This is a genomic window from Pseudomonas sp. Irchel 3A18, assembly GCF_900187465.1.
GTDB classification, from domain to species: Bacteria; Pseudomonadota; Gammaproteobacteria; order Pseudomonadales; family Pseudomonadaceae; genus Aquipseudomonas; species Aquipseudomonas cichorii.
This window is the reverse complement of the sequence record NZ_FYDI01000001.1, coordinates 242,310-254,343: the sequence shown is the minus strand read 5'-3', so window position 1 is coordinate 254,343 and position 12,034 is coordinate 242,310. Positions and strand designations below refer to the sequence as shown.

The 12,034-nt window shown below is 60.4% G+C and carries 10 protein-coding genes; 9 read left to right on the top strand and 1 reads right to left on the bottom strand.

The window, feature by feature from the left end; translation table 11 throughout:
- Window positions 1-49: 49 nt before the first annotated feature.
- The 9 genes from CKW23_RS01175 to CKW23_RS01135 are packed head-to-tail and all read left to right on the top strand — an operon-like array spanning window position 50 to window position 11,300.
- Window positions 50-826 (top strand): polysaccharide biosynthesis/export family protein, encoded by a 777-nt coding sequence (locus CKW23_RS01175; protein WP_025260756.1) that lies wholly within the window; start codon window positions 50-52, stop codon window positions 824-826.
- Between the two features lie 16 nt (window positions 827-842).
- A complete protein-coding gene (locus tag CKW23_RS01170; RefSeq protein ID WP_025260757.1) occupies window positions 843-2,834 on the top strand; it encodes an LPS biosynthesis protein in 1,992 nt (663 codons plus the stop codon).
- Window positions 2,834-4,012: a glycosyltransferase gene (locus CKW23_RS01165; protein WP_025260758.1), complete on the top strand. Its 1,179-nt coding sequence runs from the start codon at window positions 2,834-2,836 to the stop codon at window positions 4,010-4,012. The genes CKW23_RS01170 and CKW23_RS01165 overlap by 1 nt, the downstream gene beginning before the upstream one ends.
- 1 nt (window position 4,013) lies before the next feature.
- Window positions 4,014-5,330 (top strand): cellulase family glycosylhydrolase, encoded by a 1,317-nt coding sequence (locus tag CKW23_RS01160; protein ID WP_025260759.1) that lies wholly within the window; start codon window positions 4,014-4,016, stop codon window positions 5,328-5,330.
- A gap of 2 nt (window positions 5,331-5,332) precedes the next feature.
- Window positions 5,333-6,556: a glycosyltransferase family 4 protein gene (locus CKW23_RS01155; protein WP_025260760.1), complete on the top strand. Its 1,224-nt coding sequence runs from the start codon at window positions 5,333-5,335 to the stop codon at window positions 6,554-6,556.
- On the top strand, window positions 6,540-7,640 hold the full coding sequence (locus CKW23_RS01150; protein ID WP_025260761.1) for a glycosyltransferase family 1 protein: 1,101 nt from the start codon (window positions 6,540-6,542) through the stop codon (window positions 7,638-7,640). Before CKW23_RS01155 ends, CKW23_RS01150 begins: the two co-directional genes overlap by 17 nt.
- On the top strand, window positions 7,640-9,055 hold the full coding sequence (locus CKW23_RS01145; RefSeq protein ID WP_025260762.1) for an O-antigen ligase: 1,416 nt from the start codon (window positions 7,640-7,642) through the stop codon (window positions 9,053-9,055). Before CKW23_RS01150 ends, CKW23_RS01145 begins: the two co-directional genes overlap by 1 nt.
- Window positions 9,052-9,873 (top strand): acyltransferase, encoded by an 822-nt coding sequence (locus CKW23_RS01140; RefSeq protein ID WP_025260763.1) that lies wholly within the window; start codon window positions 9,052-9,054, stop codon window positions 9,871-9,873. The genes CKW23_RS01145 and CKW23_RS01140 overlap by 4 nt, the downstream gene beginning before the upstream one ends.
- An 11-nt stretch (window positions 9,874-9,884) precedes the next feature.
- Window positions 9,885-11,300, top strand: coding sequence for a lipid II flippase MurJ (locus tag CKW23_RS01135; protein WP_025260764.1), 1,416 nt, complete (start codon window positions 9,885-9,887; stop codon window positions 11,298-11,300).
- Between the two features lie 60 nt (window positions 11,301-11,360).
- On the opposite strand, the gene CKW23_RS01130 is transcribed toward CKW23_RS01135, so the two are convergent.
- Window positions 11,361-11,993, bottom strand: coding sequence for an NAD(P)H-dependent oxidoreductase (locus CKW23_RS01130; protein WP_095066891.1), 633 nt, complete (start codon window positions 11,991-11,993; stop codon window positions 11,361-11,363).
- Window positions 11,994-12,034 lie beyond the last annotated feature (41 nt).

The following is a 12,034-nucleotide window of genomic DNA, read 5'->3' as shown; positions in this document are numbered from 1 at the left end:
CTTTACCCGAAAGGGAGCCTTATTCGTGCATGACAGGAGTTCAGGACCGATGAAAAGCATTCTGCTGTTAATCAGCGTATTGCTGCTAAGCGCTTGCAATACCCCCGCCAGGGTCGGCTTGCCCGATGACGAGGCCCAGATAGAGGCCGGTCAGGCGGCTGGCCGGGCTCTGGCGGGCAAACCCTTGCCACCGGAACGGATTCGCCCCGGAGATACCTTGCGTATCGTGCGCAATACCGGGGAGGCGCCATCCATATCGGCGTTCACCGCCAACTCCATCTATGAGCTGACGCTTTTTCAAGTCCTCAATGACGGGACCTTTTCCTATCCCTACATCGGTACGGTCAAGGCGGCCGGCCTGACCCTGCCGCAATTGAACGACGTACTGGAAAGCAAGCTCAAGGATGTCTATCGCGAAACCGCCCTGACCATCAATATTTCCCAGTCACCGGGCAATACCGTCTTCGTGGGCGGCGCGGTACGCAACTCGGTCACTCTGCCAGTCAATGTGGCCACCAATCTGGAGCAGGCCCTGGTCGGCGCCGGCGGGGTCGCACTGGATGCAGATGCCCGTCAGGTGGCGCTGCTGCGCCTTGAAGAAAACGGCCTCTACAAGACCTACTTTTTCGATTACAGCAAGTTTCTCTGGGCAGACGCCGGTGGTCCTCGAGCACCGGTCCTGCTGCAACGCGGCGATGTAGTGTTCGTCCCCAAATCCTCGGTCGGAAACAAGGTGGACGGTGTCAACCTGTACTTCAACCAGTTGATTCCTTTCGCGAAATCGATAGGTCTGGGCATGAATTACGAGTTGCGTAACAACAACTAATCGTCAGGGAAAAGACATGATCAATATCCGTTCATTTCGCGATCTGCTACGCCTGTTTTTTATCTTCAAGCGCGAAGTAAAGATCACCGTGATGGTGACCTTCGTCATCGTCATTCTGGGCGCGTTCCTGCTGCCCAACCGTTATGAGTCCACCGCGCTGTTGCTGGTCAAGCCCGGTCGTGACACCAGCACCGTGCCCATCGAGCTGTCAGACCGCCAGGCGATCGTGGTGCCCAACGGCCTTCGTGACCCGTTGCTGGACGAAGAGCGCATGCTCACCGGTCGCCCGATCATGCGTATGGTGGCCGAGAAGTACCTGAACGAGCTGTCCAAGATCGAGCCTGAAACCGGCGTCATGGCTTCGGTGAAAAACGGCATCAAGTACGTCGTGCGCTCGATCTTCGAGGCGGGTCACAGCGTGCTGCAATTCCTGGGACTTGCGGAAAAGCGCACGCCGGTCGAGCGCATGGCCGAAGACCTGGAGAAGAACTTCAAGGTCCGTCACGAACAGGGCTCATCGGTGATGGAGCTGACCTTCACCTGGAATGACCCGGTGACCGCGCAGATCGTGCTCAAGACCTGGATCGATGAATACCAGTTGCAACGCACCAAGACCCTGGGACGCGTCAGCCTGTACGGATTCTACGAAACCGAAGTCAAGGCGATTGGCGCCAACATCATTTCGTACAAACAACAGATCCAGGGCTATCTGAACCAGTTGGGTGCAGTGAGCATTTCCCAGCGCCTGGCCGATACATCCCAGGGCCTCAATGACCTGCGTACCGAACGCAACAACACCATCCGCGCCATCGCCTCCACCAAGGCCGGACTCGACACGCTGAAGACACAGCTGGCCGCGCAACCCAAGACCGTCTCGGCAGGCCGTGAGCTGGCGTTGAACCCCAACCGCCAGGACCTGCAAAACCGTATCAACGGCAAGGAAGTCGAGCGTCAGGAACTGCTGCGCTCGTTCAAGGAACAGGCGCCACCGGTGCGTGCCGCCAACGAGGAAATCAACAACCTCAAGCAACTGCTCAAGGAACAGGACGCAACCATCCAGCGCTCCGAAAGCATCACGCCAAACCCTATCTATAACCGCATGCAGAACGTGTATGCCGATCAGCAGACCAGCTACGCCCGCCTGCAAACCCAACTGGCACAGCAGAACGCGCAACTGGCCCAACTGGAAAGCGACCGTCAGTTGGCACTGAAACTGGAGCCTGAGCTTTCGCGCTTGCAGAACGAGCTGGATGCCGCCCAGAAAAGCTACGCGCTCTACACCGACAGCCTGGAAAAGGCGCGCATCGACCGCGAACTGGATAACAGCCAGATCAGCAACATCGCCACCATCGAAGACGCTACGTTCAACGCCAGCCGGGTCTTCCCGAAAAGTCTGTTGATGCTGCTGCTGGCCTTCCCGTTGAGCGTTGTCGTGGGTTTCCTGGCGTTGTACTTCTTCTACTTGCTGGATCAGCGCATCCACGATGGCGACAAGATCGAAGGACGTTTTGGCGTACCGGTCTGGACCAGCCTTCCGGATCTGGAACGTGCCCAGGATCGCAGTGCAGCCCTGACGGCCAACCTGCACCGGATCTACGGCATCCTGCCTCTGGGTCAGGTTGCGCAAAAAGGCCTGGCCATCGGTTTTACCTCCGTGCATAGGGGCGAAGGGGTGAACTTTGTCATCTCGCGCCTGAGTACGCTGCTGACCGAACAAGGCCATAGCGTACGCACTGAAGGCCGTGGGCCGGCCAAACCGGGAGAGATCGTGTTGATCAATGCTTCGGGTGTTTACGGCAACCAGGAGGCTTTTGTCCTGCTGCGAGATGCCGATCAGATCGTGTTGGTGGTGCGTGCCGAGCAGACCACCGTGCCGATGCTCGAAGATGCCCTGACCACCCTGAACACTGCGTTCAAGAAGGTCGACGGCGTGATCCTCAACCGTCGCCGCTTTGAAGTACCGGAGCACGTCCTGAAGTTCCTGAAGCGCATCGGGAGCCGTGCCTGATGCAAATTGCCCTGCTCGCCCCGCTGCCACCGGAGCAGAACGGTATCGCCGATTATGCCGGGCATCTCAAGCATGCCCTGCAAGAGCTGGGCGTGCAGGTGCGCACGCCCTTGCAGGGGATCGGCAACGATCCTCGCCAGGCCGAACAACGTGTCGCCGAAACCGACTGGAGCGGCATCGACCTGGTCCATGCCGAGCTGGGCGGCGGACGGCTGGCAGAATTTCAGGCATTGCGGGCGTTGCGTCAGCGCTTCCCTCATTTGCCACTGACCGCCACCGTGCATGATCCGGAGCGTCTTGTATGGCGCCGGGAAAAACTGCCATGGCCATTATCCCTGGCCAGCAACATGCGCTCTCCCCTGCCGGAAATCGCCACGGTACTGGCCGACCCGTTATGCCTGCGCGAAGAGCGTCAACTGGCAAGAAGCATGACCCGTCTGATCACCCTGACTCAGGCCGGCAGTCAGAGCCTGAAACAGCGCATGGGACTGGAGCAGTCGCAGATGGCCGTGATCAGTCATGGCAACCTGGCAATCGAACCGGTGCCATTGCCGGCCTTGCAGCCTCTGCGGTTGCTGTATTTCGGCTTCATCTATCGCGGCAAGGGTATCGAGGATCTTCTGGATGCTCTGGCCAATGTCTTTGTCGCCCAGCCGCAATTGCGTTCCACTGTGCGACTGACACTGGCCGGTGGCAGCGAACCGGAAATGGCCTTCGGGCCGTCGGGCAGCTATCTGGATCAGTTGCGTCTGCGCATCCGGCAACTGGGTCTGGCGGACCTGGTGGACTGGCAACTCGACCTGCCCGCCGAACAGATCGCCCATGTCATCCAGGCCCATCATGTGATGGTCCTTCCCTATCGCGAGTCCAGCAAACTGAAGCTTCTGGGCAAGCTGCGCGGCACCAGCGGCGCGCTGTCATGGGCCACCGCCTGCGGTCGCGGAGTCATCACGTCGGATGCCCGCTCGTTTGCCGAAGAAGTCTCCCATGGCAACGGCATGATCTACCCTCAGGGCGATGTAGCGGCCCTGACCGAGGCATTGAATCGTATCTGCGCGGCACCACGGATGGCCATCGAGTGGTCCGAAAACGCTACGCGCATAGGCAAGACCCGGGTCTGGAGTCAGACGGCAGAACGTTTCAGGGATGTATTCCGGCAGGCATGCGAGGTGAACTGATATGCGGCGCACATCAAGATCATGGCTGGCCATCGCGGTACTGCTGACAAGCGCGATGACTCTGGGAACCGTCGCTCAGGCAGCGACCGTTCTGCAGGCACCGCGCGCGGTGGTCTGGAAGGACTTTCTGGGCGTCAACGTGCAGTTCCAGTATTTCGCCCCGGAGAACTATCAGCAGCAGATGGAGCGTCTGGACGCACTGGGGCTGAACTGGGTGCGACTGACCATTCACTGGCCAATCATCGAGCCGGTCCAGGATCAGTACAACCTCACGGATCTTGATAACGCCATGGCTGCCATCAAAAGCCATCGCTACAACACCCTCGCCTATCTGGTGGGCTCGGCCCCCTTCGCCAGCAGTTCGGTTTCTACCGCGGCGAGTCGTGATCAGTATCCTCCGCTGGACTTCAACGTCTTCGCCTCACGCATGGCGGCACTGGCCCAGCGTTATCCTCATGTCGGCAACTGGCAGGTCTGGAATGAGCCAAACATCATCTGGCTGCCCCAGGCCGACCCGGTTGCCTACAGTAATCTGCTGTTCACCACCGCCAATGCGATCCGTTCTGTCATGCCGGACAAGACCATCGTGACAGCCGGCATGGCCTACTACAGCCAGATGCAGCACCGCTCGGGCTACATGCTGCAGACGCTGGTGGAAAACGGCTTGGGTTCGCAGAACATTGTGGCGGCCTATCACCCTTACTCCGAATACCCCGAAGGCGACTCGGTCGCGGATCGGGATTTCCTGGTGCGCTCCAATGCCATGAACCAGTTGCTGCACAGCAATGGCGTGTCACAGGTCTGGGCCACCGAATGGGGCTGGTCGAGCTATGCCGGCCCGGTGGAAATGCAGGCCATCATCGGCACTCAGGGCCAGGCCGACTACACCCTGCGCCGCCTGGCACTGATGAGCGCCCTGGATTTCCAGCGCATCTTCCTGTTCAACCTCAGCGATCTGGACGAACGCGCCAGCGCCCGCGATCAGGGTTACGGCCTGCTCGATCTGCAAGCCAACCCCAAACCGGTCTATACCGCGCTGCAAAACTTTCTGAACATCACCGGGCCGCGCCTGGAGCCAGCCGCCCCGCCAACCGTCAGCACTGTCCCCAATGACCTGTTTGCCGTGCCATGGACACGCAGCGACGGCAAACGCCTGCTGATGTTCTGGAGCGCCACCGGCACCACCTTGAATTTTCCGCAAATCCATGAGGGCATCGTGCATGACCCGCTGACCGGCACCCACATTCCATTATCCGGTAGCCAGGGCATCAGCCTGGCCCTTAAACCCACCCTGCAAATTCTGGAATGGAATCCATAATCATGCGAATTCTATGGACACTGCCTTACCTGCCCTGGCCCACCACCAGCGGTGGCAAGACCCGCGAGTACCATCTGCTGCGCAATCTGGCGGCACGCGGGCACCGCATCACCCTGCTGGTGCAATCCAAGACCCCGCTGGACGATGCCTGTCGCAGCGCCCTGGAACCCTGGCTGGAACGCCTGATCGTCATTGACCGGCGCCCGCTGCTCAGCCTGCGCACCCTGCTGGCCGTGGCCTTCGCGCCACCGCCGATGCTGGCCAGCGTCAACGGTTATGCACCGGAACTGGAACAGACTTTTGAAAAGCTGATCGAAGAAGACTGGGACATCATTCAGCTCCAGCACACCTATGCCTTTCAACCATTTGAAGGGCCGCTAAAGCGCTCAGGCAAACCATTCGTGCTCACTGAGCACAATGTCGAATCGGCGCTGGGCGCGGCGAGTTATGACCGTCTGCCCCGCTGGGCCAGCTTCTTTGCCGTCTATGACCGCTGGCGCTACCGGCGCTGGGAACTGCGGGTTTTCCGCCAGACCAGCGAGCTGGTCGCAGTCACCGAAGAGGATGCCAAGGTGCTTTCGCGCCTGAGTGGCCGGGCCACGTCCATCGCGGTCAACAGCGTGGATTGCAGCTACTACGCCAATGTTCATGCAGACCGCTACAACCGCCGCCTGCTGTTCATCGGCAACTACGAATACGGCCCTAACGTGGATGCCATCGAGTGGGCGCTGGACGAAATCATGCCACTGGTCTGGGAGCTGTCACCCACCGTGCGCTTTGCCGTGGGCGGTTTTGGCATGCCCGAGTCCTGGCGCGAGCGCTGGCCCGACCAGCGCATCGAATGGCTGGGTTTCGTGCCGGACCTGCGAGCCCTGCAAAGCAGTTCCTCAATGTTTTTCGCGCCCCTGCGCCAGGGTGGCGGCTCGAAGCTGAAGATTCTGGAGTCCATGGCTGCCGGCCTGCCCGTGGTCACGACCGGGCAAGGCGTTTCAGGCCTGGACGTCACCCATGGCGAGCATTACCTTGGCAGCGAAGAACCAGCACAACTGGCGCGTCTGATCGCCGACAACATCGACAGCCCTGCACGCCTCATCCAGATAGGCGAAGCCGGACGTGCCTACGTGCGCTCACGGCACGACTGGTCGGTTTCGGCCGCCCAGCTGGAAGGCATCTACACCCGAATTTCGCCCCCAAGCAAGGATCTCGCACATGCGTATCGGACTTGATTACCGCGCTGCGGCCGGTTACCCCGTCAGCGGCATCGGCCGCCAGAACTTCGCGCTGGAAGAAGCCTTTCGTGCTCACCCCGATGTGCAACTGCAATTGTTCGGGGTTGCCCCTTATGATCATCCGATCCGGCGCCTGATCCACACGCCACGATGGGCCACCCCGCTCAACTCCGTGCATCGCCTGCCGGATCGTCTGGGCTTTGAAGGCCTGTACCTGCCCAAGGCCTTGCGCGACACCGAAGTCCAGATCTACGTTGCCAATATCAACATGGGTTTGCCGCTGGGGCGCAAGCCTTCCAACGTACGCTACGTGCTGCAGTTGCATGACCTGTTCCAGATCACCCAGAAGAACAATCATGGCTCGCGCCTCAAGGCCGCGTTCTATCGCCTGACCGACTACCTTTCGATTGCCTACTCCCTGAGAGTCGCCGATGTGGTGTGGGTACCCTCGCAATTCACTGCCAATGAAGTCATCCGCCTGTTCCCCTCAGCCAGGAAAAAGCTGCGCATCGTGCCGCTGCTGGTTGAAGGCTTCAAAGATGAGCCAGCGGACATTGCCGCATTGCAATTGCCCGAGCGGTACTGGCTGTGTGTCGGTACCCGGGAGCCGCGCAAGAACATTGCCTGGTTCGTTGACGCCTGGCAGAACGCCCGCCTGCAGTTCCCCACCGTGCCGGACCTGGTACTGGTCGGTGGTAGCGAACCCTTGAACGAGTCCCAGCGCCGCCTGCCAGGATTGCATGTGCTCACCGGCATCAGCGACAGCGAATTGCATGCGGTCTATCGCAACGCTGATCGCCTCTGGCAACCCTCGTATGCCGAAGGCTTCGGACTGCCAGTGATCGAGGCCCTCAAAGTCGGTACGCGGGTTGCGGTAGCCACCGGCTCGTCTCTGGATGAAATCACGCCACCGGACAGCCCGCGATTCTCGCCCACCAACAGCCCGGCACTGGTGCAACTGATGGGTGAACTGTCCACGGCCCCTGAAGAGGACCCCGAAATCTCAAGGACCTGGGCGACCTATTACGCTCCCGAAGCTTTCTACAAACGCCTGCATGAAGCTCTCGAGGAGTTGCGCTGATGCCGGTAGCGATGCCACTCGGATTGTTTTTCGGCCTGGTCTTCGGAGTCCTGATCTGGCTGCTGCCAGCCTCCAAGGTCCTGCTGATAGCGGTCGGGACAGCGTCCATCATTACCGTAATCCGCCAGCCCGTCCGCGGGTTGCTGCTTTTCTGTGTGATCGGTGCCTTCATTCCCTATTCCACGGTACAGATCGGTATTCGCACCACGGTATCCGAAGCCCTGATCATGCTGACCTGGGCCAGCTATCTGTTGCAGGCCATGTTCTTCGAGCAGCACCGCGTGCCGAAGATGATGCGTACCGAGCGTCTGTTGCTGGCGCTGATGCTGTTCAGCGCTTTCCCGTTCCTGATCGGCCAGCTCACCATCGTTTCCGACGGCAACGGCCCGATCAACTGGGTACGCTGGCTGTTCAACCTGTCAATCCTGTTTCTGGTGCCGCGTCTTCTGCACGATGGCAAGACACTGGAGCAGGTGATCATCGCGATACTCACCGGCACCCTGATGATGCTGGTGCTGTCGATTCCGACTTATGTCATCAGTGGTTCGGCGTCGGCCATAACGCCGATTCTGGCGATCATGGGTTACGGCGGCCTCGACGTGTTGAGCGAGAGCCTGCTGTCGCTGTCCAGTCGCATGGGTTCACCGTGGCTGCACCCCAACGTGGCCGGTGGCGCCATGGCGATGATCCTGCCGATTGCATTCTGCTTCGGTATCACCCGCAGCGGCGGGCCGCGCTCCCTGGGCCTGCTCGTTGCGGCACTGGGCGCCATCGGCCTGCTGCTGACCGGCTCACGGGGCGCACTGGTGAGCCTGATGGCAGTCATGCTGTGGATGGCGCGTCGCCGCCTGCCGTATCTCGGTCGCCTGCTGATAGGGGGCGCCATCGGGGGCGTGCTGTTGCTGATGTTCTATCCGCCGTTGCAGGACCGTCTCATGGGACTGTTCAGCAACGACGACACCAGTACCGCCATCCGCTTCCTGGAGTACACGCACTTCCCGCAGGCCATGGCCCTGTTTCCGTTCGGCATCGGTTTCAAGATCGACCCTCCCGTGCCGGGCTACACCCAGTTCGGTATTTCCAACCTGTGGCTGAACTTCATCTACAAGATGGGCATTCCCGGCATGTTGCTGTTCATTGCCGTCACCCTGAGCTGGTGGAAGGAAGTACGCCCGACACCCGGCAAGATCACCCTCACCCCTGACAACGCCATTGGCCTGGGTTGCACGGTCGGCGTGCTTTCTGCGCTGTTCAGCGGTCTGTTCGATCACTATTTCAGCTTTACCAGCGTGCTGGTCGCACTGTTCTGGCTGTTCGTCGGCATCAGCCTGCATGAAGCCAAGCGCCTGCGCACCAAGGCTGCTAGCCCTTTGAAATCCCCCGCCGCCTCAACCGACCTGGGAACACCGCAATGAAACACCGCATGATGCATTCGCATAACCTCAGAGAGGCCCTTCCCGACTACGCCCGCAAGATGGGCGTGGACCTGGAGGAACTGCAGGCCGCCTACCAGTGGATGCTGGACAACGAGGTGTGCTTTGAAACCCGGATCAAGAACACGACCCTGTCGTTTATCTGCTACCTGAATATCGAGCCGCGCATCGAGCATCCTCTGGCCCGACGTTTCTATCGCCTGCTGGCCAGCGAAACACTGGGTGCGCTGATTCCCCTGTACGGCATCAACTGGCCGACCTTACGCGACCGCATGCTGCGCACCTGGGAGCAGATCTACAACATCCTGATCTGTAAGATTCCCAGCCACACCTTGCGCTTGCTCTGGCTGCGCATGGGAGGTGCCAAGATCGGCAAGGGGTCGACAGTCTGGCGCAATACCGAAGTGCTGGGCGTGGACAGCCTGCGCATCGGCAACGACTCCACCGTCGGCTGGCACTGTCAGCTGGATGCCCGTGGCGGTCTGGTGATAGGCGATCATGTGACCATCGCCTCCCATGTGCTGATCATCGCAGGCGGACACGACCTCAACGAGCCCGAATTCTGGGCGGTGGGCGGTCCGGTATTGATTGGCGACTACGCCTGGATCTGTAGCCGCGCCCTGCTCTCGTTCGGCGCCAATATCGGTGAAGGTGCAGTGGTGGGCGGCGGCAGCGTGGTGTCCAAGCCGATCCCGGACTACGCCATCGTCAGCGGACCGAACGCGGAAATCAAAGGCGAACGCGCCCGCAACCTCAAGTACAAAGTGGGCGGCAAAGGCCTGTTCACTTTGTTCCATTAAGCCGCCAGCCCATGCTCGGCTCGACCCTGTGGCTGACCCTCGCGACGCTGACCGGCCTGGCTGCCGGCTTTGCCCGCGAGTGGTTGCTGGTGGCCGCCTGGGGGGCGGGCAGCCAGAGCGATGCGTTTCTGGTCTCGATGTTTCTGCCCGAAGCCTTGCGCATGTCCCTGGCGGCCGGCCTGCTGAGTGCGGCAGCCTTGCCGTTGTATCAACAGCGTTCTGCCGAACGGCAGCAGCACTGGCTTCAGGTGCTTGCACCACGCCTGCTGATTTTCGGGGTGTTGCTCAGTCTGGTGCTGAGTCTGGGTGCCGGGTTATGGGTTCGCCTGATCGGCCCGGGGCTCGATAGCGAAGGCTACGCACAGGCCGGCAGCGGCCTGCACTGGCTGGCATGGTGCGCGCCGGGTTTTCTGCTGCACGGTTTGCTGTGTATTCCCCTGCAAGCGCGTTCACGTTTTGTACTGGCCGGGCTTGGCTCGCTGCTGTTCAACCTGCCGCCCGTGATTTACCTCGCGCTGCTCAGCCACTCGGCAACGACCGAGGGCCTGGCTTTTTCCTGCGTGCTGGGCAGCTTGCTGATGCCGGGCGTGCTGCTGCCGACCCTGTTACGCTCGGGTTGGCGCCCGTGGTCCTGGCAGACCGAACAGGGCGCGACGCGGGAACTGCTGCAACGAATCGGCCCGCTGTTGAGCAGCAACCTGGCCAGCCAGGGCCTGGCGCTGCTGGAGCGGATGGTCGCCTCGTTGCTGGGTGAAGGCGCGGTGACCTGGATCAACCTGGCACGCAAACTCATCAACCTGCCCTTGATTGCCCTGATGAGCCTGAACCAGGTGCTATTGGGCCTGATGAGCGGCAGCGAAAATACCCAGCGCCTGTCACTGCTGCGCCGCGGCCTGGGCAGCGCCACCTTGCTGACCCTGCCCGCAGTGACCGGCCTGATCGGTGCAGCCGGTGCGCTGGTAGTGCTGTTACTGCCCAACCAGACCCACGACGGCCCGCTGCCACAATTGCTGGCCTGGTTTGCCGTGCCCTTGATGTTCGGAGCCTGGAATGCGCTGCTGGCGCGCTATGCCTATGCCGACGGCGATACTCGTCTGCCGCTGAACTGTGAGTTGATTGGCAGCCTGTGCAACGCCGTACTGCTGGGCATCCTGCCGTTTTTCCTGGGTCTGACCGGCATCGCCCTCGCAGCTCTTGGCGGCGCACTGGTCACCGGTTTGCTATTGATGCGTCGCCAATCCTTGCTGGCCGTCGTCCCATGGCGCAGTCACTGGCTGCTGGCTGCACTGTTCATGTCAGTGGCCGCACTGTTGCTGCATCCCTTGCAAGACATCTGGCTGCAACTGACCCTCGGCTTCGCCTATGGCGCGGCGCTGCTGGTCGGGCTGGCGTTGTGGCTGAAGCCGTGGCGGCCTGTTCACGAATAACCCATGTTCTGTGGGAGAAAATCCATCGTCTTCAATGCCGTCTCGCGAATGAATTTGCTCCTACTCAGGCCACGTAACTTTTGCAGGAGGCTCACCAGCAACTCCGGAAGCAAAAATCCGGTGCCCCACTGTACGCGCAGTATCAAGGTGAGCAGCCGCATCCTGTGTTTCGGAATCCAGCAAGAGCTCAGACGTTACGACACGGGCACCGCAGTAATCGAAAATGCCGTGATCGATCTGGGTCTTCATCGCATTAAGATAACCATGCTTCGTGAAAGTACCCGCATCGGCACCGGCGACACCTATCAGGTGGACATTCAAGTGGCCAAGCTTCTTCACCAGCGTGGCATCGGGGCTGAAGTCAAACGCCCAGCCATTGGAAAATACCCGGTCAATCCAGCCTTTGAGGATCGCCGGCATCGACCACCAATAGACCGGATAAAGCAGTACCAAGGCATCCGCCCGCTCGATCCTGGCCTGTTCTGCGAGCACATCGGCAGGTGGCGAAGCCTTTTCGCGATGAACAGCGTGATCGGCCATGTTGAATCTCGGATCGAATGACTCGGCAAACAGATCCGCGATTTCAAATGTATGTGCGGAGTCGGCAAGCATCAGCCCTTCTGCGACCTGTGCCGCAAGGCTATGGGTAAGTGACTGGGGGTCATGATGAGCGACCACGATGAGCGCATGCATAGAGAACACTCCTGTTGATTGCAGATGAAAGACGACGCTTA

Bases quoted from the DNA above. Each gene is read 5' to 3' on its own strand.
- CKW23_RS01175 (WP_025260756.1), top strand. From the start codon at position 50: ATGAAAAGCATTCTGCTGTTAATCAGCGTATTGCTGCTAAGCGCTTGC.
- CKW23_RS01170 (WP_025260757.1), top strand. From the start codon at position 843: ATGATCAATATCCGTTCATTTCGCGATCTGCTACGCCTGTTTTTTATC.
- CKW23_RS01165 (WP_025260758.1), top strand. From the start codon at position 2,834: ATGCAAATTGCCCTGCTCGCCCCGCTGCCACCGGAGCAGAACGGTATC.
- CKW23_RS01160 (WP_025260759.1), top strand. From the start codon at position 4,014: ATGCGGCGCACATCAAGATCATGGCTGGCCATCGCGGTACTGCTGACA.
- CKW23_RS01155 (WP_025260760.1), top strand. From the start codon at position 5,333: ATGCGAATTCTATGGACACTGCCTTACCTGCCCTGGCCCACCACCAGC.
- CKW23_RS01150 (WP_025260761.1), top strand. From the start codon at position 6,540: ATGCGTATCGGACTTGATTACCGCGCTGCGGCCGGTTACCCCGTCAGC.
- CKW23_RS01145 (WP_025260762.1), top strand. From the start codon at position 7,640: ATGCCGGTAGCGATGCCACTCGGATTGTTTTTCGGCCTGGTCTTCGGA.
- CKW23_RS01140 (WP_025260763.1), top strand. From the start codon at position 9,052: ATGAAACACCGCATGATGCATTCGCATAACCTCAGAGAGGCCCTTCCC.
- CKW23_RS01135 (WP_025260764.1), top strand. From the start codon at position 9,885: ATGCTCGGCTCGACCCTGTGGCTGACCCTCGCGACGCTGACCGGCCTG.
- CKW23_RS01130 (WP_095066891.1), bottom strand. From the start codon at position 11,993: ATGCATGCGCTCATCGTGGTCGCTCATCATGACCCCCAGTCACTTACC.